Annotated in this window: 22 protein-coding genes; 12 read left to right on the top strand and 10 right to left on the bottom strand. The window is 68.6% G+C overall.

Features of this window, described 5'->3' with window-relative positions; genetic code table 11:
• Positions 1–97: 97 nt before the first annotated feature.
• Positions 98–550: a flavodoxin family protein gene (locus tag ACIRRA_RS03425; protein WP_402762500.1), complete on the bottom strand. Its 453-nt coding sequence runs from the start codon at positions 548–550 to the stop codon at positions 98–100.
• A 567-nt stretch (positions 551–1117) separates the two neighbouring features.
• On the opposite strand from ACIRRA_RS03425, the gene ACIRRA_RS03420 reads away from it, so the two are divergent.
• Positions 1118–2305 (top strand): cytochrome P450, encoded by a 1188-nt coding sequence (locus ACIRRA_RS03420; RefSeq protein ID WP_402762497.1) that lies wholly within the window; start codon positions 1118–1120, stop codon positions 2303–2305.
• 6 nt (positions 2306–2311) lie between these two features.
• On the opposite strand, the gene ACIRRA_RS03415 is transcribed toward ACIRRA_RS03420, so the two are convergent.
• The gene (locus ACIRRA_RS03415; protein WP_402762495.1) at positions 2312–2944 is read right to left on the bottom strand and encodes a hemerythrin domain-containing protein; all 633 of its coding nucleotides are present in this window, start codon (positions 2942–2944) and stop codon (positions 2312–2314) included.
• Between the two features lie 12 nt (positions 2945–2956).
• Entirely contained in the window at positions 2957–3799 is an 843-nt protein-coding gene (locus tag ACIRRA_RS03410) for an NAD(P)H-binding protein (protein ID WP_402762492.1), read from the bottom strand.
• A gap of 177 nt (positions 3800–3976) precedes the next feature.
• Between ACIRRA_RS03410 and ACIRRA_RS03405 the strand changes: the two genes are divergently transcribed.
• Positions 3977–4456, top strand: a complete 480-nt coding sequence (locus ACIRRA_RS03405) for a MarR family transcriptional regulator (RefSeq protein ID WP_357006861.1) — start codon at positions 3977–3979, stop codon at positions 4454–4456.
• A gap of 284 nt (positions 4457–4740) precedes the next feature.
• On the opposite strand, the gene ACIRRA_RS03400 is transcribed toward ACIRRA_RS03405, so the two are convergent.
• From ACIRRA_RS03400 to ACIRRA_RS03390, 3 genes are all read right to left on the bottom strand, one after another.
• On the bottom strand, positions 4741–4911 hold the full coding sequence (locus tag ACIRRA_RS03400) for a hypothetical protein (protein ID WP_402762489.1): 171 nt from the start codon (positions 4909–4911) through the stop codon (positions 4741–4743).
• A 7-nt stretch (positions 4912–4918) separates the two neighbouring features.
• Positions 4919–5398, bottom strand: a complete 480-nt coding sequence (locus ACIRRA_RS03395) for a DUF1992 domain-containing protein (RefSeq protein WP_402762486.1) — start codon at positions 5396–5398, stop codon at positions 4919–4921.
• 61 nt (positions 5399–5459) lie between these two features.
• Positions 5460–6107 carry a TetR/AcrR family transcriptional regulator gene (locus tag ACIRRA_RS03390; protein WP_402762484.1) on the bottom strand — a complete coding sequence of 216 codons (648 nt, stop codon included), beginning with the start codon at positions 6105–6107 and terminating at the stop codon, positions 5460–5462.
• Between the two features lie 99 nt (positions 6108–6206).
• On the opposite strand from ACIRRA_RS03390, the gene ACIRRA_RS03385 reads away from it, so the two are divergent.
• Genes ACIRRA_RS03385 through ACIRRA_RS03370 form a run of 4 tightly spaced genes read left to right on the top strand, consistent with a single transcriptional unit; the run spans position 6207 to position 9818 of the window.
• A complete protein-coding gene (locus tag ACIRRA_RS03385) occupies positions 6207–7622 on the top strand; it encodes a flavin-containing monooxygenase (protein WP_402762481.1) in 1416 nt (471 codons plus the stop codon).
• Positions 7622–8563, top strand: a complete 942-nt coding sequence (locus ACIRRA_RS03380) for an alpha/beta hydrolase (protein ID WP_402762478.1) — start codon at positions 7622–7624, stop codon at positions 8561–8563. The genes ACIRRA_RS03385 and ACIRRA_RS03380 overlap by 1 nt, the downstream gene beginning before the upstream one ends.
• 6 nt (positions 8564–8569) lie before the next feature.
• Complete coding sequence (locus tag ACIRRA_RS03375) at positions 8570–8809, top strand: hypothetical protein (protein WP_402762475.1); 240 nt, start codon at positions 8570–8572, stop codon at positions 8807–8809.
• Between the two features lie 4 nt (positions 8810–8813).
• Positions 8814–9818 carry a PHP domain-containing protein gene (locus ACIRRA_RS03370; RefSeq protein WP_402762472.1) on the top strand — a complete coding sequence of 335 codons (1005 nt, stop codon included), beginning with the start codon at positions 8814–8816 and terminating at the stop codon, positions 9816–9818.
• A 102-nt stretch (positions 9819–9920) separates the two neighbouring features.
• Here ACIRRA_RS03370 and ACIRRA_RS03365 read toward each other — a convergent pair whose 3' ends face one another.
• The 3 genes from ACIRRA_RS03365 to ACIRRA_RS03355 are packed head-to-tail and all read right to left on the bottom strand — an operon-like array spanning position 9921 to position 13204.
• Positions 9921–11078 carry a lipase family protein gene (locus tag ACIRRA_RS03365; protein ID WP_402762470.1) on the bottom strand — a complete coding sequence of 386 codons (1158 nt, stop codon included), beginning with the start codon at positions 11076–11078 and terminating at the stop codon, positions 9921–9923.
• A 40-nt stretch (positions 11079–11118) separates the two neighbouring features.
• Positions 11119–11715: a DUF6817 domain-containing protein gene (locus tag ACIRRA_RS03360; RefSeq protein WP_402762467.1), complete on the bottom strand. Its 597-nt coding sequence runs from the start codon at positions 11713–11715 to the stop codon at positions 11119–11121.
• A 4-nt stretch (positions 11716–11719) separates the two neighbouring features.
• On the bottom strand, positions 11720–13204 hold the full coding sequence (locus ACIRRA_RS03355; RefSeq protein WP_402762464.1) for a DHA2 family efflux MFS transporter permease subunit: 1485 nt from the start codon (positions 13202–13204) through the stop codon (positions 11720–11722).
• 86 nt (positions 13205–13290) lie between these two features.
• Between ACIRRA_RS03355 and ACIRRA_RS03350 the strand changes: the two genes are divergently transcribed.
• From ACIRRA_RS03350 to puuE, 6 genes are all read left to right on the top strand, one after another.
• Positions 13291–13737, top strand: coding sequence for a MarR family winged helix-turn-helix transcriptional regulator (locus ACIRRA_RS03350; RefSeq protein WP_402762461.1), 447 nt, complete (start codon positions 13291–13293; stop codon positions 13735–13737).
• Between the two features lie 88 nt (positions 13738–13825).
• Entirely contained in the window at positions 13826–14560 is a 735-nt protein-coding gene (locus tag ACIRRA_RS03345; RefSeq protein ID WP_402762458.1) for a GntR family transcriptional regulator, read from the top strand.
• 75 nt (positions 14561–14635) lie between these two features.
• Complete coding sequence (locus ACIRRA_RS03340) at positions 14636–15382, top strand: aspartate/glutamate racemase family protein (protein ID WP_402762455.1); 747 nt, start codon at positions 14636–14638, stop codon at positions 15380–15382.
• Positions 15379–16593 carry a DUF6986 family protein gene (locus ACIRRA_RS03335; protein ID WP_402762453.1) on the top strand — a complete coding sequence of 405 codons (1215 nt, stop codon included), beginning with the start codon at positions 15379–15381 and terminating at the stop codon, positions 16591–16593. The genes ACIRRA_RS03340 and ACIRRA_RS03335 overlap by 4 nt, the downstream gene beginning before the upstream one ends.
• Positions 16590–17621 carry an allantoicase gene (gene alc / locus ACIRRA_RS03330; protein WP_402762450.1) on the top strand — a complete coding sequence of 344 codons (1032 nt, stop codon included), beginning with the start codon at positions 16590–16592 and terminating at the stop codon, positions 17619–17621. Before ACIRRA_RS03335 ends, alc begins: the two co-directional genes overlap by 4 nt.
• Before the next feature lie 91 nt (positions 17622–17712).
• Positions 17713–18630 (top strand): allantoinase PuuE, encoded by a 918-nt coding sequence (gene puuE / locus ACIRRA_RS03325; protein WP_402762447.1) that lies wholly within the window; start codon positions 17713–17715, stop codon positions 18628–18630.
• A gap of 261 nt (positions 18631–18891) precedes the next feature.
• Here puuE and ACIRRA_RS03320 read toward each other — a convergent pair whose 3' ends face one another.
• Complete coding sequence (locus tag ACIRRA_RS03320) at positions 18892–19539, bottom strand: hypothetical protein (RefSeq protein WP_402762444.1); 648 nt, start codon at positions 19537–19539, stop codon at positions 18892–18894.
• Positions 19540–19588: the final 49 nt, after the last annotated feature.

The following is a 19588-nucleotide window of genomic DNA, read 5'->3' as shown; positions in this document are numbered from 1 at the left end:
TCACCTCTTCCACACTCCCAAGTGACGTTCCCCGAGAACGCCCCCACGAGTATGACCGGCGAGCCACCGAATGTGTCAGCCACCAGAAATCGGGGGCTCACCCCATCAGCTGTGCGGCGATGGTCGCCCCCAGTTCCCAGCAGCGCTCGATCTCCGCCTTCTCCGGCTTCGCCAGCACGATCACCGTCGCGGCCGCTTTCTCCCAGCCGAGTCCGGTCGTCGCGCTCTCGATACTCCGCTCGGCTCCCTCGGTCCCTTGATTCCCGTGGATGTACAGCCCGTAGGGCCGGCCCCTGGTCGAATCCAGGCACGGGTAATAGAAGGTGTCGAATGCGTGCTTGAGCGCTCCGCTCATATAGCCGAGATTCGCGGGCGTCCCCAGCAGATACCCGTCCGCCGCGAGCACATCACTCGCTGTCACGCCCAGGGCGGCCCGCCGCACGACGTCGACCCCTTCGATCTCGGGATCCGTGGCGCCCGCCACCACCGCCTCGAACATCTCCTGCATGAACGGTGACGGCGTGTGATGAATGATCAACAGAGTCGGCACGTCCCGAGCCTAGCCCTCCGCCGCCGTCCGGCCCGGCTCCTCGGCCGTGTGGGGTGCCCCGATCGCGCTTCGGCCGATGCCGCGAGAGTTTGTAGTTCACACAGTGGTGAACGTGCTGCAACATCGGTCTGAACGCTCGAGCCGTTGCGGCCGAACCGGTGTGGGACTCAACGTTTCCGGGCCTCGGCAATTGGCGGTGGTTGCGGCCGTGACCGGCGGCGATCGGGGACGCAACCCTCCACCTCGGAGCCCGCTGCGACTTCATCGAGGTTTGCGGTACGATTCCCATATCGCCGAAACATGTTCCAGCGAAACGTTTCTCGTGGGTGAACATATCGGGGGAAGTGCACGCTGATCATTGACTCGAAGCGGGAGTGCCGCTGGCGGCCCGAAGACGGCATCGATGTATCCGATTGCTCGGCAAGCGGATACGCGCCAACCAGCATTCCAGCAGCAATACCGACCGTTCTCGATCCTGTGTGATCGTTGCACCGGGGGTCGTGGAACTGGTCGCATTCCATCCGTCCATGGGAGCTACACCTTGGTAACTAACGTGTTCGAGGCCGCATGAGGCTGTATTCGCCCGAGTTCACCGCCGACCCCCGCACCGCGTACGACCGGATGCGGCGCGAGCACGGCCACCTCGTCCCGGTCGAGGTGGCGACGGGAGTCTCGGCTACGCTGGTGATCGGATACCGTGCGGCACTGCGCATTTTGAGTGATCCGGACCGTTTTCCCGCCGATCCGAGAGCCTGGGAGTCGAGTCTCCCCGAGAACTGTCCCGTCCTGCCGATCATGGAGTGGGGGACGATCGGTTCCGGGGCGGAGGACGAACACCGCACGCGCTATCGGCTCGCCTACCTCGAGGCGCTGCGCGCCGTCGATCTGTTCACACTGCGGCGCGAGGTCGAGGCGGCCGCGGTGCCGTTGATCAACGAATTCTGCAGTGCGGGAAAGGCGGACCTGCTCGACCAGTTCGCGGTGCCGCTGACCGTGCGGGTGGTCAACAATCTGCTCGGCCTGTCCCAGGAGGTCGGCGAGCGGGTGTTCACCGCGATGTCCGTCCTGCGCGATGCCCCCGACGAGGAAACCTCGGACCGCTACAACCAGCGTCTGACCGGAGACCTGCTGGAGGCGGTCTCCGCCAAGCGGCGCGAACCCGGCGCGGACGTGATCTCGCGGCTCATCTCGCACCCGGCCGGGCTCGACGACGCCGAGATCGTGGCGCAGCTCGCGGTCCTCTATGCCCGCGGCAGCGAACCCACCTGGAATCTGATCGTCAACACGGTGCTGTTGATGTTGACGGACAAGCAGTTCCACGATGATCTACTCGCCGGTGCGTTGCCCGTGCGGGACGCGATCGACGAGGTGTTGTTCGTCAATCCCCCGCTGGCCAACTCCTGCGCCCGCTATCCCCGGCAACCGCAGCTGGTCGAGAATGTGTGGCTGCCGGCCGACCAACCGGTCATCATCAGCTCGACCGGATGCAATTCCGATCCGGCGGTGGCGGGCGAACGGGTCGGCAACCGCTCGCATCTGGCGTGGGGCGCTGGATCACGGTCGTGCCCGGCCCAATCCGTGACACTGGTCATCGTGCAGGAGGCTCTGGACCAACTGCTGGACGTGCTACCCGAGATCGAATTGGCCATGCCCGCAGACCAACTCGAATGGCGGCCGAGCGCGTTCCATCGCTCGCCCGCCGCGGTTCCGGTGATCTTCCCGCCCGCCCTGCCACTGGCCGTCCCGACCCCGTGAGTACTCCTATCGCCACAGGCGACTGCGGCGGTAAAGGGGTTGGAACGCCATGCGATTCAGGATGCCGACCGGGGCGGGCATGGCGGCCAGGAACGCATGGCGCTCCTCAGGGGTGACGTCGTCGAGGATCCACGGGATGTAGACGGCCGCGCCGGAGGGGCCCTGTCGCCGGGCCATCGCGGAGCGGAAGGCCGCCCAGTCCGCGGCCGTCAGCTCCTGCTGGATGAGCGGTAGGGCGGCAATCTCCTCGTGCCGCATGTGATTACCGAGGACTTCGGTCAGCTCCAGGACTCGCACACCGAGATCCGGGGCTCGGCGTGCGATGGCCTCGTCCAGGCTCGCCAGCAGCGGATCCAAGTGCGCGTGCTCGGCCTCCATATCGGCGATGAGCGCGAGTTCGACGGGACGGCCGACCACCGCGCGGTGCAGTGCGGGCCACAGCACCACGTCCTCGACCGAATGGTGCACGTCCAGTTGGCGTTTGAAGTTCGCCCAGCCCGCCCGCACGCCCGGGGCGTCCATCCGACCGGCGTCGGCGGCCTCGCGCAAACGCCCCAGATCGCGGCGAAAAGCATTGTGGGTGGCATACATCGGCGTGAAGTCGATAAGTTCGGAATTCGACGGGGAGTCGACGGACATCGGTGGGTCCCTTCAGTTCTGGAATGCGGAGGCGTTCTCGTCGGCCCACTGCGCGAAGGTGAGCGCAGACCGGCCCAGCAATTCCGCGACGATGCCGGTGGTGGGGCCGGGGGTGCGGGCGTAGTCGGCGAGCGAGCCGAGCAGCCGGGCCGGAACCTCCTCGGGCAGGCCCTGGTTCAGCAGCGCGGCCCGCACCTGGTCCGGCGCGACTTCGGCGAATGACAGATCGACGCCGAGGGCCTTGCCCAGGATGCGCACCTTGTCGCGTTGGTCGAGTGACTCCGGGCCGGTGAGGACGTAAGCGCGTCCGTCATGGCCCGATTCGGTGAGCGCGCGAACCGCGACGGCGGCGATATCGCGCTGGTGGATCGGTGAGGTGGCCGCCTCGGCGTACGCGCCGCGGACGGTTCCGGTGGCGCGGATCTGCGGGGCCCAGGCCAGCGCGTTGACGTCGAAGTCCGCGCAGCGTAAGGCCGTCCAGTCCAGGCCGGAGTCCCGCGCGGCCTGTTCCGCGGCCCGGAATCCGTCGGCGAAGCGCGCTTCTCCCGCCGGGTACTGCACCGTCAGCGCCGAGATGACCACAGCGCGGCGCACGCCCGCCGCGGCGGCCGCGGCCAGTAGGTCAGCGGCCGCCGCTCCGACCGCGCGCGGGCTGATCAGCACCGCTTCCGCGCCGTCCCACACCGGGCCCAGCGAGCGCGGGTCCGAGGGATTCCTGCCGACCACGCGCACATCCGGGGGCAGCGCCGCCCGCTGCGGATCCCGGCTGACGGCGGTCACCTGCTGCCCGGATTCCAGTAGGAGCTGGATGGTTTCGCGGCCGACGACTCCCGTCGCCCCGGTGATGACGATCATCGTGAACTCCAATCTTTGTACGATTATCATATAATTCGAATAGTAGATGCTACGAATTTCATACTACAAAGTGAGCTGGATCACTCACGCGTTAGCACTTCCGCAGATGAGGCCCATCCGGGGGCCGAGTACGGGTGACGTAAAGTACGAATCTCATACGAGCCGATGGGAGGCGTGGTGGGTGCTGCGGCGGATCGCGAGGAAGCCCGGCTGCGGCGGCGCGCCGCGGGCGACATCAAGGGCGCGATGCGCGGGCTGCGTAGCAACCTGGCCATGCTCAACCGTCAAGTCGGGGTGCGCCTGGAACTGCGCGACGTCGACGTCGACTGCCTCGACGTGATCAACAGCCAGGGCCCCATCAGCCCCACCGCACTGGCCCGCGCCGCGGGACTGCACCCGGCCACTCTGACCGGCATCCTCGACCGGCTGGAGCGCGGCGGCTGGATCGTCCGCGAACGCGCCGCCGCCGACCGGCGCTCGGTCGTGGTCCGCACCCTCCCCGACCGTCTCGGCGAGCTCTACCAACTACTTTCGGGCATGAACAGCTCACTGGACGAGATCTGCGCCGACTACACGACCGAACAACTCCAGCTCATCGCGGGATTCCTCCGCCGCAGCGCCATCGCAGGCCACGACTCGGGCCGCGAACTCCAGTAGCCGCCACCCGCCTTCACCCATAGCGGAATCCGAACGGTTGCAACGACACCCGGCATTGTCGGCAGTCGCCGCCCGGCCCGTGTCCGATCGGCGGCGTTGCCGGGATGCGTAGCGCGCCTTGGCTATAGCGGCGGGCACGTCGCACCAGATCTCGACGACATGGTGAGCGTCGGTGTGCTCGATTCCGATGCGGGCAAAGTTCAGGTCGCGGGGCGCGAACCACCAGGAGTCGATGACCACATCGGCCGGGGATGCCTTGGCCGGGGACCAGACGGCGTCCATCGCTATTCCGCCGAGTTCCGGTGGGGTGGAATGGTTTCCGAGGGTGATGCCAAGGCTTCCCCGATGGCGTCCTTGGACAGGAACCAGGCGTCGAGGGACCGGGCGAGGGCGGCGCCCAGGGTGGTCCTGCCTGCGCCAGGGAGGCCGTTCACCAGGACCAGCAGGCCGTCCACGGAAGGCTCAGCTTCCGAAAAGTCGCCGCCACCATGGCCGTTCGGCCGGGGCGACTGGAGGCGGGGTCGGGGTGCGGGGCGGGCGGGCGGATTTGTGTTCGGCGCGCCAGGTTTCGACGACCTCGTCGACCTTCAGGGGGCCGATAGGGACGTGGGGGCCGGTGGGCATGCGAAGGTACTGGACTATGCGGTCGTTGAGGGAGGCCACCGTAGCGCGAACATCCCTCTCGGAGAACATGTCCCGGACGGTCTCCTGGATGCGTTCACGTTCCCGGCGCAGGATGATCGATTCGGGGAGGAGGGCGTCTCCGCCCAACCCCTCACGCTTCAGATAGTTGCGCAGCCACCAGTCTTCATCGGCGGCGCCGGGCGGGATGGGTCGGCCCGCGCCCTTCAGGTTGTCGAATTCGCCCCGCTCCGTTGCCTCGCGGACCTGTTTGTCGATCCACGATTCGAAGGAGAGCCCGGGCGGTTTGCGCTCGGTCATGTCCCGATCCTACCGATCGCCACGAAGCAGCCGGGCGCGCGAGATCCCTTCCGGCGCCGGGTCAGTTGTCGCCGCGGTAGGGGCCGAGCACGGTGGTGACCAAGCGGTGCGCGGTGGCGACGGCGTGGTCGGCGCCGCCCTCGGCCAGGCCGAGCAGCGGGTCCAGGCCGGGGACGTGGGGGGCGAGGGCCAGGTGGGGCAGCATGAGGAGCAGCAGCGAGAGCAGGGCCTGGGTGTCGGCGCCGGGGCGGAGGGCGCCCTGCGCGGTCGCCACGTCGAAGAGGGGTTGCAGCACGGCCACGTAATGGCGGTTGACGGATTCCCGGACGGCGGTGCGGGCCACGGGGTCGGGTTCGAGGTTGGCGGCGGCGGTCATCGCGCGCTCGAGCGGATGGTCGTAGAAGTAGCGGATCCATGCTTCGAGGAGGACGTCGAAGGAGCCGAAGAAGTCAGCCTCCCAGTCGAGTTTGCTCGCGGTCGCCTCCATGGCCGAGCGAATCCGTTCGCTGGACAGTTCCGCCAGGTAGACGTACATGTCGGCCTTGTCGGCGAAGTACTGGAACAGGCTGCCCTTGGAGACGCCGGCCTCGCGGCAGATGGTGTTGAGACTGCCGCCGCTGAACCCGCGGGCGGCGAATTCGGCCTCGGCTGCGGCCACCACGGCGGCCCGGCGCGGCGCGGGGAGCCGGTCCCATGTCCCTGTCGGCATCACCGATCTCCTCTGCCCGCGGGCTATTGACTGTGTGACGGTTTCGATCCTACAGTGACCATCGGTCATATGACCACTGGTCATAAAGGAGTCCGAATCATGTCCAACAAGTCCAACGAGCCGGAAGCCCGCGCCGCCGACGAGCCGAGGGTCTGCGTCATCGGCGCGGGCTCCGCGGGTATCGCGGCGGTGAAGGTGCTGGCCGAACGCGGCATCGACGTGCACTGCTACGAGCTGTCCGACCGGGTCGGCGGCAACTGGGTGTGGGGCAACAGCAACGGGGTGTCGGCGGCGTACCGGTCGTTGCACATCAACACCTCGCGTCAGCGCATGGAGTTCAGCGACTTCCCCATGCCCGCGTACCTGCCCGACTTCGCCCGCCACGATCAGATCGCCGACTACTTCGATGCGTATGTGCGGCATTTCGGGTTCGGCGACCGCATCCGGTTCCGCACCGGGGTCGACCACGTGCAGCCGCTGCCCGACGGCACCTTCCGCGTGACGCTGTCGAGCGGCGAGACCGTGGGCTACGACGCGGTGCTGGTCGCCAACGGCCACCACTGGGATCCTCGCCTGCCCGAGCCGATGTTCCCCGGCGCGAGCGAATTCCGCGGCGCGATCATGCATTCGCACGCCTACACCGAGGAAGCGCAGCTGACCGGCAAGCGGGTGGTGGTGCTGGGCATGGGCAACTCCGCGATGGACATCGCCGTCGATGCCTCGTATCACGCGGCGGAGACCTATCTTTCGGCGCGCAGCGGGGTGCACGTGATCCCGAAGTACGTGTGGGGCCGCCCGTACGACCGGATCGGAGCGGCCGAATGGTTCCCGTCGTTCCTGCGGTGGCCGCTGGCCCGCAAGCTGATGGCCGCGGCGACCGGGCCGATGACCCGCTACGGGCTGCCCGCGCCGAATCACAAGTTCGCCCAGGCGCATCCGACCATGTCGAGCCGGATCCTGGATCGGCTCGCGCACGGGGCGATCACGCCGATGCCGACCATCGATCGCTTCGACGGCGACGAGGTGGTGTTCGCCGACGGCCGCCGGGTGGCCGCGGATCTGGTGGTTTTCTGCACCGGGTACAAGATCAGCTTCCCGTTCTTCGACCCCGGCTTCCTGGACCCGTCCGGTGACAATCGGATACGCCTGTACCGCCGCGTCTTCCATCCGGAGGTGCCGGGCCTGTACTTCGTGGGGCTGGTGCAGCCGCTGGGTGCGATCATGCCGATCGCCGAACGCCAGGCCCACCTCATCGCCGACCACCTGCGGGGCCGCTATCACCTGCCCGGACCGGCCGAGATGGAGCGGGAGATCACCGCACACCAGCGCGGCATCCAGCGTCGCTATGTGGCCTCCAAGCGCCACACCATCCAGGTCGACTTCGACGACTACATGCGCGATCTGCGGCTGGAACGCCGCCGCGGCGCGCAACGCCCGGGCGGGCTCTCCCGGGTCGATCGCCCGACCGCGAGCGCCGCCGCCCGTCCCGCCCGCGACGGCGAGGCGGTGGCGTGATGCACGAGAACACCACGGGCGCAAGCGAACACGAGGTGTGGTTCCCGTCCGAGGACGGTAACCACTGCGCGGCGACCCTCTATCTGCCCGAGCACCGGCCCGGGACCCGTCCGCCGGTGATCGTCATGGCGCACGGGCTCGGCGCGATCCGCGCCATGGGCCTGGCCGCCTACGCCGAGCGTTTCACCGCCGCCGGGTACGCCTGCCTGGTCTTCGACTATCGCCACTTCGGCGACAGCGAGGGCATGCCGCGATATCTGCTGTCGACCCGCAGGCAGCGCGCCGACTGGGCGGCCGCGATCGCCTTCGCCCGGCAGCTGCCACAGGTCGACGGCGCGCGAATCGTGGCCTGGGGCACCTCTTTCGGCGGCGGGCACGCGATCTACACCGCGGCCCGGCGCCCGGCCGGACTGGTCGCGGCCATCGCCCAGTGCCCGTTCACCGACGGGATCGCCTCCACCCTGGCCATTCCGCCGGTCAACTCGGTCAAGGCCACCCTCGCCGGTGTCCGTGATGTCGCCGGTGCGCTGCTCGGCCGCGCGCCGCACATGATCACGACCGCCGGGCCCGCGCACGGCACCGCCCTGATGACCGCGCCCGACGCCGAATCCGGCTATCTCGCACTGGTTCCGCCCGGCACGGACTTCCGCAACGAGGCGGCGGCCCGCGTCGTCTTCGACATCCTGACCGATCGGCCCGGCCGGTTCACCGACCGCATCGAGGTGCCGATCCTGTTCGCGGTGTGCGAAACCGATTCCGTCGCACCGGCCAAGGCCACGCTGCGCTGTGCGGCCCGGGCGCCGCGCGGTGAGGTGCGCACCTACGCCGACGGGCATTTCGACATCTACCGCGGCGCGGCCTTCGATCGCGTGGTCGCCGATCAGCTCGACTTCCTGCGCCGTCACGTCCCCATCACCATCGATGGAGAACCGCGGGCATGACCGGCCGTGGTCACCGAGTCTCATGACGCCGACCCGGCCTGGATCGTCGCCACTGTCGGCCCGCTCGGCCAGTCCGACGCCTGCAACGTCATCGCCTGCACCCTCGGGACGGATCCGGACGGTTACGAGTGGCGGCTCTCCGGCACTTGGCCGCGCCTGGCGACCATGCCCTCGCGCCTTCCGATCCTGAGACCGGGCACGATGTCCGCCTCGCCGCCGATTCGCCCGTCGCCGCGGGCACACTGAAGGCATGGATCCTGTCGTCGCGTTGCGGATGATCGCGTTCTTCAAGGACCGGGCCCGGGAGGATTCCCGGCGGGTGATGGCCTATCGCAATGCCGCCGACATCGTCGAGGGTCTCGACGATGCCGAACGGGAACGGTTGGGGCGGGCCTGCGACTGGCAGTCGCTGCCGGGAATCGGGCCGAAGACGGCGGCGGTGATCGCGCAGGCGTGGGCCGGGCGGGAGCCGGACACGCTGATCCAATTGCGGACCGCCGCAAAGGATCTCGGGGGCGGCGAGTTGCGGGCCGCACTGAAGGGCGACCTGCACGTGCATTCGAACTGGTCGGACGGATCGGCGTCCATCACGGAGATGATGGCCACCGCGCAGGCGCTGGGGCACGAATACTGCGCGCTCACCGACCACTCCCCCCGCCTGACCGTCGCCAACGGGCTCTCACCGGATCGGCTGCGGCGGCAACTGGCTGTCATCGACGAACTCCGCGACCGGTTCGCGCCCATGCGCATTCTCACCGGCATCGAGGTCGACATCCTCGACGACGGCGCACTCGACCAGGAACCCGACCTGCTCGATCGCCTCGACATCGTGGTTGCCAGCGTCCATTCCAAGCTGAAGATGGACGCAGCCGCCATGACCCGCCGCATGGTGCGCGCGGTATCCGGCGGCCGGGCCACGGTGCTCGGCCACTGCACCGGCCGCCTCGTCGAAGGCAATCGCGGCACCCGCCCGGAATCGAAATTCGATGCCGAACAGGTCTTTTCCGCCTGCCGCGACCAGGGCGTGGCAGTCGAGATCAACTCCCGCCCCGAACGCCGAGACCCACCCACCCAGCTCCTGAACCTGGCCCTCGATCTGGGCTGCCACTTCTCCATCGACACCGACGCCCACGCCCCCGGCCAACTCGACTTCCTCGGCTACGGCGCCCAGCGCGCCCTCGACAACGGCGTCCCCGACGATCGCATCATCAACACCTGGCCGCTCGACAAGCTGCTGAGCTGGGCCGGATCCTGACCCCGATCGAGAGCAGTGAGCTCTCAGCGCGGGAATTGTCCGAGCCACCGCAGTGAGAGCTCCCTGATCTTGCTGCTCGGGGGTGTGGACGAGGCCGCCGGGTCAATGCGGGCAGGTGGATTGAAAGGGTTTGTTCGCGAACAGGTCGTCGATCCAGGACGACCACTGAGGTATGACGGTGGCGGGGGCGTCGTGGCCGCCGGGGGCCGTGAGGTCGTGGACCGGGGCGCCGAGGGCGCACATTTTGGAAATTGCGGCGGTGGACCAGGTGGTGTCGACCAGTTTGTCGGCGTCGCCGCGGACTATGTAGGTGGGGAGCTGGGTGGCGGATCGGGGGAGATTCGTCCGGGATTGGAAGTCGGCGAACGGGCGGGCTGCGGCGTCGTCGGTGAAGGATGCTTCGGCGGGGGTGGCGGCCCGGCCGAGGGCTGTGTCGGCGGGGGTGAGGGTGCCGGTGCAGGCGGATTCGAGATGAGGTGCGGCGGTGAGCAGGTCGCCGTGGAGGACCTGGTCGTAGCGGTAGCCGGGGGTGGTGTCGCGTACTGCGGCAACGAGATACGGGATGATCAGGTATTGGTCGGGGGCGTTGAGGGTGCCGGTGCGGACGGTGTCGACGAGCTGGAGTTCCAGGGCGGGTGACAGGAGGACGACGCCGTGGAGGTTCAGGTCCGGCGCATAGGATTTCGCGGTTTCGGCGGCTGATTCGGCGGCGCGACCGCCCTGGGACACGCCGAGGAGCACGGTGTCGGACGACAGCGGGAGGCCGGTGGAGTGGGCGGCGCGGATCGAGTCGAGGACGTCGTAGCCGGAGGATCGGGAGTCCAGGTACGGGGCGTTGCCGGGGCCGTCGAGGCCCTGATAGTTGGTCATCACCACGGCTCGGTGCCCGGCCAGGAGTCCGGCCACCGTGGAGGCCGAGCCGAAGAGGGTGGGCGAATTGGTGGGAGCGCAGGCGCTGACGACTCCGGAGGTGCCGTGCGCGAAGGCGATGACGGGCCAGCCACCGGCGGGGGCATCGCCGGTGGGGACGAAGATCGCGCCCGATACCTCGATCGGCTTCCCTGCCGGGGAGGTGGATCGGTAGCGGATGTAGGTGGCCGAGGACATCGCGGCCGTCAGGGCGGGATCGAGATTGCCCATAGGTCGCTGCGATACCAGCTTTCCGGGAGAGTCCACCTTCGGCGCGGTCGTGCCGGAGGTGGCGCCGCACGCGGTCAGAAACAGGGCAGCCAGTACCGGGAAGACAATCGCTGCTCGCATACCGCTCCTTCGGATCGGGGTTCGATGACAGCCTCCTCGATTAACTCGAATCTAGCTGTTGCGACCGCCCGGGCCGCGGAAGGGGCGCCGGCTGACCTTCGCAGGCGGACCGTGCGGCGCGCGAGAGACGGGGGCGGACACGCGCGAAGAGCTCGTAGAGCCCCGCGCCGTATTTCGTTGCCAGTTCGGCATTTTGCGCCAGCACGTCCAGCTCGTTGGCGACCGTCAGCTCCAGAAAGGCCCGGAAATCGGGCTCGGAGGGTTCGAATTCGCCGCCTGTGAAGCGGTCCCGGAACCATACCGGATCCGCGTCGATGCGGCGATAGACCGTTTCGCGATCACAGGCGGCGTACTGGTAGATCCATCCCTCGGCCCGCGCACCGACCAACTCGACAACCGTTGCGCGATCGGATAATTCGACGAGCGAGACACCGAATCCATCGGTGCCGTACACGGCGTGCGCCAGGCCGGCGAGCTGGAGGTCGCCGTCATGTCCCCACACCGCGAGCGTGTCGGCGACCCGGCCCAGGTGGGCGAGCAGCGTCCCGCCGGGATGGTCGATGGTCTCCGTGCCGCGATCCCGCAGGAACCGCTCGACGCGGTTCCTGCGGGATGCGAGGGATTCCGGCTCGTTCACCTGTTCATTGTCGCGCGGGAACCGGTTCGGCGGCAGCCGCTTTCACCCGCCTCTGCTGTCGGTACAGGATCGTGGAAGCCGCGGAGGCCGCCGCCGAGAGAGCGGCGAGGATCCCGAAGGCGAGGTGGTAGCCGGACACCGGTGCCCAGCCGGATGACGTTGCCCGGGAGAGGATTACGGCCACCAGCGCCACCGCGACGGCCCCGCCCACCCGCTGCAGGATGTTCACGAAGGCCGTGGCGTCGGGCAGCTGCTCGTGCCGGACGGCCGCATACGCCGCCGAGACCAGCGGCATGGCGCCGACACCGGTGGCCATACCCGCCGCGAAGAGCAGGAATTGGATGAGGATTCCGTTCGCGCCGACCGGCAGGAACGCGAGCGGCAGCACGGCGCAGGCAATGGCGAGGTTGCCGAGCACCGCGACCCGGCCGCCGCCGAACCGGTCGGTCAACCGCCCGCCCAGCGGCAGCATGATGATGCCGCCCAGGCCGTAGCTGAGCAGGTCGACGCCGGTGCGGATGAGCCCGGTGCCGTGCAGCACCTGGAAGTACAAGGGCAGCAACACCATGACTCCGAACATGGCCCCGCCCGCGAAGAAGCTGGCGCTGGTGGCGGCCCGGAAGGCGTGGTTGCCGAACATCCGGATGTCCAGCAGCTGCCGCCCTGCGCGCAGCGCACGGGTGATGAATCCGGAGAGGCCCGCGAGCCCGAGCACCACGGGCAACCACACCGACAGCGAGGTCACCGACCCCGTCGTCCCGACCTCGGACAACCCGTACACCACCGCGGACACGCCGCCGCCCGCGAGCACCAGGCCGATCACGTCGAGCGGCTGCGTCGCCACCCCGCTGGTCCGTGGCAGATACCGCAGCCCCAGCGCCAATCCGGCCAGTCCGAACGGAATGTTGATGAGGAACAACCACTCCCAGCTCCAGTGCGCCAGCATGAGCCCGCCGATGGTCGGCCCGATGGCGGGCGCGCCCACCACCGCGATGCCGACCACACCCATGACCCGGCCCATGCGCTGCGGCCCGGCCGCCTGACCCAGGATCGTCTGCCCGGCCGGGATCATGAGTCCCGCCGCAAGCCCCTGCAGGACGCGCATTCCGATCAGCCACCCCGCGGTCGGCGCGAAGGCGCACGCCGCCGAGGTCACGGTGAAGGCGACCAGCGCCCCCATCCACAGCCGGGTCACGCCCACCCGCCGCGCCAGCCAGCCGCACACGGTGAGCGAAACACCGAGGGCCAGCAGATATCCGCTCGCCACCCACTGGATCGTGGCCAGCGAGGCGCCCAGATCCGCGCCGATGGTGTGCAGCCCGATATTGACCAGCGAGGTGTCCAGCATGCCCATGACCGCGCCGAACACCACCACGCCGGCGGTGCGCCAGACATGCGCGGGGATCTTGTCGGAATGGGCGGGGGCAGGAGCACCGGCCGGAGCGCCCCGGGCGGCGGATGTCCTGGTGTCCGAACGCATTTGCGTCATCGGACCTCTCCTTCGATAGTTGATGAGCAACTCAATTGCAGAGAATATCAATGATTGAGGAGCTCAACAATAGATATAATCAGCGGGTGCCCGAAGAACGTTCCGACCCGGCCGAGGTCCACCCCCCGAGCCTGCTGCGCCACCCGACCTACGCGCTGGGCAAGCTGCACAAGGCGATGCACTCCCACCTCGGGACACCCCTGCGCGAGCACTGGGTGCTCACCTACCTCGCCGAGAGCAGTGAGATCTCCCAGCAGGAGATGGCCAACATCCTGGAGATCGACCGCAGCGAAATGGTGCGGCTGATCGACAGCCTCGAGAAGGCCGGTCTGGTCACCCGCACTCGCGATCCGCACGACCGCCGGAAATACCGGCTGGCCATCACCGCCGCCGGCAATCGGGTCCGCGCGGAGACCGACGCGAAGATCGCCGCCGCCACCGATGTGCTGCTCGCGCGCCTGACCCCCGCGGAAAGGGATACCCTGCACCGACTTTCACTCAAGGCCCTGGGCTACGACATCGACGAGAGCTGACCCACACGCGGCCGGGCAACCGCCGCGCGATGGCTCACCACCAGTGAGGGCTGTGAACCCGGTTACGCGTAGGGCTAGGGTTGGGTCCGTGCCTTCTCGCCCCCGCCTACCCCGTTTGCCCCAGCTCAACCCGCCGCTGGATGCCCGCCGCGGCTACTCCCAGCAGGAGATTCTCGGCGAATTGCGCCGGCTGATCCTGGAGGGAAACCTGCCGCCCGGTACCGGTTTGCCCCTGGGTGAGATCGCACGTGAATTCACCGTGAGCGCCATCCCGGTGCGCGAGTCGCTGCAGACCCTGATCGGCGAGGGCCTGGTCGAGCACCGGCCCAACTTCGGCTACCAGGTCACCATGCTGACCGCCGACGAGCTGCGCGAGCTGTACATCGTGCGCGAGCGCCTGGAGTCCGCCGCGCTGGCCGCGGCCGTGCACAATGCGACCGAGGCCGATCATCAGCTGGCCCGCGAGATCCACGCCCGCCTCGAGCAGGCGGTGCTCACCGAGAACGCGGTCGCCTATCACCGGGAGACCCGCAACTTCCACCTCGCTCTGGTGCGCCCGTCGGGTATGCCGCGCGTGGTGCACATGCTCGAATACGCCTGGAACATCACCGAACCCGTGCAGCCCATGGTGCATGTGACGACCATGGATCGCGTGGTGCTGCACGCCGACCACAGCAAGCAGCTGCAGGCCTTCCTAGCGAGGGATGCTGAAGCGTTGCTGTCGGCCACCGAGGGGCACCACGCACGCTTGAACAGCGTGCTCTCGCATCTGCCCACCGACACCGGTTTGTTCGCCGAACCCGCAGGTGAAGAAGATATATAACCCCTGAGCCAGGGGCTTTCGAACATATACGGTTCAAGCAACGCCGGAGCCATTTCTGTTCGATAGCGTGGATCCATGCGGATCCGGGTCATCAATCCCAACACCACCGCCGCGATGACGGCACTCATCGGGGACAGCGCGCGCCTCGTCGCCGCGCCCGGCACGGTGGTCGACGCCGTCAACCCCGACATGGGCCCGGCCTCCATCGAGAGCCACTACGACGAGGCGCTGGCCGTGCCCGGCCTGCTGGCCGAGATCGCGCGCGGCGAGGCCGAGGGCGTGGACGGCTACATCATCGCCTGTTTCGGCGATCCCGGCCTGGACGCCGCGCGCGAGCTGGCGCGCGGCCCGGTGATCGGCATCGCCGAGGCGGCCATGCAGGCGGCCAGCCATCTGGGCCGGAAATTCAGCGTCGTCACCACCCTCGGCCGCACCGCCGGCCGGGCCTGGGAATTGGCGGAACGCTATGGCATGGAACGCTTTTGCGCGAATGTGCACGCCTGCGAGATACCGGTCCTCGAACTCGAGGATCCCGAGGCGCGGAAGGTCATCGCCGACGCCTGCCGTGAGGCCGTGCTGGCCGACAACTCGGACGCCATCGTGCTCGGCTGCGCGGGGATGGCGGATCTGTGCGAGTACCTGACCGAGGAGGTCGGGGTGCCCGTGGTGGACGGCGTCGCCGCCGCCACGCTGACCGTGCAGTCGCTGGTCACCATGAAGTTGCGTAAGTCCGGCCGCGGGGAATTCGCGGCCCCACTACCGAAGAAGTACGTGGGATTGCTCGCCGATTTCGGCATCGAGGAACAGGAGGCCCAGGCGTGACGCTGCCACCGGAGACATGGAACGGGATCGAATCCCGTTTGCAGGCAGTGGATTCGGAGCTGCTGCGGCTCTATCCCGGCGATCGCCCGGGGCAGCCCGTGCACACCGCGTACGCCTCCGGCGCGGACGCCTCGATCGACCTGCCCGCCCAATGGGGCGCGGCCGCACTGGAACTCGCGGCGGAACAGCGGGACCTGCTGGTCGAGCTGGCCGGCGAGGATGCCGTCGAGCGGGTCCTCCGGACCCTGAGCGAGCGCCCCATCCAGGACCTGCGGTTCGATTTCGAGGACGGCTACGGAACCCGCGGCGACGAGACCGAGGACCGCGACGCCCTGCGCGCCGGCGCGGTGCTCGAAGCCCTTCCGTCCCAGGTCTCCTCGCGCGGCATCCGCATGAAGGGCCTCACCACCCCGGAGTGGGCACGCGCCGTGCGCACCCTGGAGAAGGTGCTCGAGGGCGCGGGCGGCGTGTCCGAGGGCTTCGTGTTCACCGTGCCCAAGATCCGCCATGCCGAGCAGGCCGATCTCACCGTGCAGCTGTGCGAGGCCCTCGAGTCCGCGCACGGGCTGGCCGCCGGATCGCTGCGGTTCGAGCTGCAGATCGAGAGCCCGCAGGCCATCATTGCCGCCGACGGCACCGCCCCGGTCGCGCAGCTGATCCAGCGCTCGGCCGGACGCTGCACCGGATTGCACTACGGCACTTACGATTACAGCGCCGCCTGCGGTATCGCTCCGAAGTTCCAGTCGCTGGAGCACCCGGTCGCCGACCACGCCAAGGCGGTCATGCAGGCCGCGGCCGCGACCACCGGGGTGTGGGTGTGCGACGGCTCCACCCAGGTACTGCCGATCGGCACCGACGCGGAGGTGCGTGCGGCGGTGTCGCGGCACTTCCGTCTGGTCACCCGCTCGCTCGAGCGCGGCTACTACCAGGGCTGGGACATGGGCGCGGGCCACCTGGTCACCCGCTGGCTGGCCACCTTCGCGTTCTTCCGCGAGGGCCTGGGCATCGCCGCCCCGCGGATCGGCCGCTACCTGGATCGCCAGGGCGGCGCGGTGATGGACGAACCGGCGACCGCGCAGGCGCTGGCGACCGTGGTGCTGCGCGGATTGGCGTGCGGCGCCTTCGAACCCGCCGAGGTCACCGCGATCGCCCCCAAGGCCACTGTCGAGGTATTGCATCAATTGCGAGAGAGGAAGATTCCGGCGCTATGAGCGACGTTGATTTCACGCTGCTTCCCGATCTGGCCGTGCGCACCCTGGGTGGCGCCGTGCTGTGGGCGAACGACGAGTCCTTCGCCGAGAAGGAGAATCTGATCCGGCCCGAGCAGGCCACCTACTCCCCCGCCACCTTCGGTCACAAGGGCCAGGTGTACGACGGCTGGGAGACCCGCCGCCGCCGCGGCGCCGCGGGCGACCACCCGGCCGGCGACGACTGCGACACCGCGATCGTCCGCCTGGGCGTGCCCGGCGTGGTCAAGGGCGTCGTGGTGGACACCGCCTGGTTCAAGGGCAACTACCCACCCGAGGTGTCGGTGGAAGCCATTGCGGTGGAAGGCAATCCGTCGGTCGACGAGCTGGTCGCCGCCGAGGGCTGGACCACGATCGTCGAGCGCGCCAAGGTGTCCGGCGATTCGCTGAACCCGTTCGCCGTGGACTCCCCCAAGCGCTGGACCCACGTGCGGCTGCGCATGTTCCCCGACGGCGGCATCGCCCGCCTGCGCGTGCACGGCGTCGCCAAGCCCGACCTGGCCTGGCTGGAGTCCGGCCCCTTCGACCTGGCCGCGGTGGAGAACGGCGGCCTGGTCGCCGACTGCTCCAACCGCTTCTTCTCGCACCCGCAGAACGTGCTCATGCCCGGCCGCGCCCGCAGCATGGGCGACGGCTGGGAGACCGCGCGCCGCCGCGACAAGAACACCAACGACTGGGTGCTGGTGCAGCTGGCCGCCGAGGGCGTGATCACCGCCGCCGAAATCGACACCTCGTACTTCCTGTTCAACAGCCCGGGTGCGGGCGCCCTCACCGGTATTCGCGCCGACGGCACCGAGGTCGAACTGCTGGGCCGCACCCGCCTGCAGCCCGACACCCGCCACCGCTTCCTGATCGGCGCGGACGCGGCGGTCGTGCAGGTGCGCCTGGACGCCTTCCCCGACGGCGGACTGGCCCGGCTGCGGCTCTTCGGCACCCTGACCGACGAAGCTCGGGCGCAGCTGCGCGCCGAGCTGGAAAATGACCTGGCGTGACCGGTCGGGGCCCGGAGGCGCCGCTCCGCCTCCCCGCGCTTGCTCGCGTAACCACGGATGGCCCCCGAGCGCGCCGAAAGGACATGCAGCCATGAGCGATTTCGATCTGAACTACCCGCGGGACATGGTGGGCTACGGTCCCAACCCGCCGCACCCGCAGTGGCCGGGTGGGGCGAACATCGCGGTCAACTTCGTCCTCAACTACGAGGAGGGCGGCGAGAACAATGTCCTCGACGGCGACGCGGTCTCGGAGACTTTCCTGTCGGATATCGTTCCGGCAGCGGCGTTCCCGAACCGGCACATGTCGATGGAGACCATCTACGAGTACGGCTCCCGCGCCGGACTCTGGCGGGTGCTGCGGCTGTTCGAATCCCGCGATATTCCGCTGACCATCTTCGGGGTGGCCCGCGCGCTGGAGCGCAATCCGGAGGCCGTCGCGGCGTTCAAGCGCAACGGCTACGACATCTGCTCGCACGGCCTGCGCTGGATCTCCTACCAGATGATGGATGCCGAGACCGAGCGCGCGCACCTGGAGGAGGCGGTGCGCATCATCACCAAGCTCTTCGGTGAGGCGCCCAAGGGCTGGTACACCGGCCGTGATTCGCCGCAGACCCGCGAGCTGGTGGTCGAGCACGGTGGCTTCGTGTACGACTCCGATTCCTACGCCGACGATCTGCCCTACTGGGTGAAGGTCGCCGGCCAGGATCACCTCGTCCTGCCGTACACGCTCGAATCCAATGACATGCGCTTCTCCTCCCCCGCCGGGTTCGCCAACGGCGAGGAGTTCTTCACCTACCTGAAGGACGCCTTCGACGTGCTCTACGCCGAGGGCGCGGCGGGTGCGCCGAAGATGCTGTCGGTCGGCCTGCACTGCCGCATCATCGGCAAGCCGGCGCGGGCCAGGGCGCTGGAGCGCTTCCTGGACTACGTGCAGTCGCACGAGAAGGTGTGGCTGGCGCGTCGCATCGACATCGCCGAGCACTGGCGGACAGTGCATCCCGCGCCCTGACGGCCGGGAGAAGCCGGAAAACCACTGCGGCCCGGGGTGATTGCGCGATCACCCCGGTACCGGGAACGCCGGTGCGGCCGGAACCGCACACCGACTCTCCACCGGGGACCCGCCCGTCACGGGTGCCCGGATCTTCCTCCCGGTGTGGGGTACCGCCGGATGCATCGGCGGCACCACGAATACGGCCCGGAACCAACAGGTTCCGGGCCGTATTTGCGTATCGAGTGATATCGCCGTTCGGTGCGGTCGGGCGAAACCGCCTCAGAGCGCGCCGCTTTCGATATCGCGCTTGATGCCCTCCTGGGTCGCCTGGTGCGCGGCCACCCCGTTGCTGACGGTGAAGTCGAGCAGGGCCGCGTCGGCGATGAAGGTCAGATGCTCGTTGACGGTGGTCGTGCCGTCACCGTTGTCGGCGAAGGTGATCACCTGGTGGGTGGTCACGTTGGGGACGTCCCAGCTGTCGCTGGTGTAGTAGTGCTCGTCCGGGTGCAGGATCTGCTCGGCCTGAGTGTGGCCGGGGAAGATGACCGGGCCCGTCGGAATGTCCTCGAGCGCGGTGAAATCCGTGGTGTGGGTGTCGCCGTCGTCGCAGGTGCGGTGGACGATGATGTCCTTGAGGAACGAGTGGCGACCGATACCGTTGCGGACATCGGAGTAGATGTCCCACACCTTGTCCAGTGGTGCGTCGATGGTGACGGGCAGATCCACCTCGGTCACTGCTCGCCCGTCGTCCGGATTCTGCTGCTCGGCCTGATAGATCGACCAGCTGACCTGCCACTCGAGTTTGTAGCCGTTCTCCGACTCGATGCAGGACGGCGCGTCGTCCGCCCGTGCCATCGCCGACCCCACCGCAGGCGACCCCATCGCCGCGCAGGCTATCGCCAGCGCATAACCCACCTTGAACCTCACCGGGCGGACTTTACCCCGGCCGCAACCTACCGGCAGGTTTCCTGCGAAA

It is taken from the genome of Nocardia sp. NPDC101769 (assembly GCF_044766925.1).
GTDB lineage: Bacteria > Actinomycetota > Actinomycetes > Mycobacteriales > Mycobacteriaceae > Nocardia.
The sequence above is the reverse complement of the archived record's forward strand: the minus strand, read 5'-3'. Positions and strand labels throughout refer to the sequence as shown.

Coding starts and splice junctions, on each gene's coding strand:
- ACIRRA_RS03420 (WP_402762497.1), top strand. CDS start 1,118: ATGAGGCTGTATTCGCCCGAGTTCACCGCCGACCCCCGCACCGCGTAC.
- ACIRRA_RS03415 (WP_402762495.1), bottom strand. CDS start 2,944: ATGTCCGTCGACTCCCCGTCGAATTCCGAACTTATCGACTTCACGCCG.
- ACIRRA_RS03410 (WP_402762492.1), bottom strand. CDS start 3,799: ATGATCGTCATCACCGGGGCGACGGGAGTCGTCGGCCGCGAAACCATC.
- ACIRRA_RS03395 (WP_402762486.1), bottom strand. CDS start 5,398: ATGACCGAGCGCAAACCGCCCGGGCTCTCCTTCGAATCGTGGATCGAC.
- ACIRRA_RS03390 (WP_402762484.1), bottom strand. CDS start 6,107: ATGCCGACAGGGACATGGGACCGGCTCCCCGCGCCGCGCCGGGCCGCC.
- ACIRRA_RS03385 (WP_402762481.1), top strand. CDS start 6,207: ATGTCCAACAAGTCCAACGAGCCGGAAGCCCGCGCCGCCGACGAGCCG.
- ACIRRA_RS03380 (WP_402762478.1), top strand. CDS start 7,622: ATGCACGAGAACACCACGGGCGCAAGCGAACACGAGGTGTGGTTCCCG.
- ACIRRA_RS03370 (WP_402762472.1), top strand. CDS start 8,814: ATGGATCCTGTCGTCGCGTTGCGGATGATCGCGTTCTTCAAGGACCGG.
- ACIRRA_RS03365 (WP_402762470.1), bottom strand. CDS start 11,078: ATGCGAGCAGCGATTGTCTTCCCGGTACTGGCTGCCCTGTTTCTGACC.
- ACIRRA_RS03355 (WP_402762464.1), bottom strand. CDS start 13,204: ATGACGCAAATGCGTTCGGACACCAGGACATCCGCCGCCCGGGGCGCT.
- ACIRRA_RS03340 (WP_402762455.1), top strand. CDS start 14,636: ATGCGGATCCGGGTCATCAATCCCAACACCACCGCCGCGATGACGGCA.
- alc (WP_402762450.1), top strand. CDS start 16,590: ATGAGCGACGTTGATTTCACGCTGCTTCCCGATCTGGCCGTGCGCACC.
- puuE (WP_402762447.1), top strand. CDS start 17,713: ATGAGCGATTTCGATCTGAACTACCCGCGGGACATGGTGGGCTACGGT.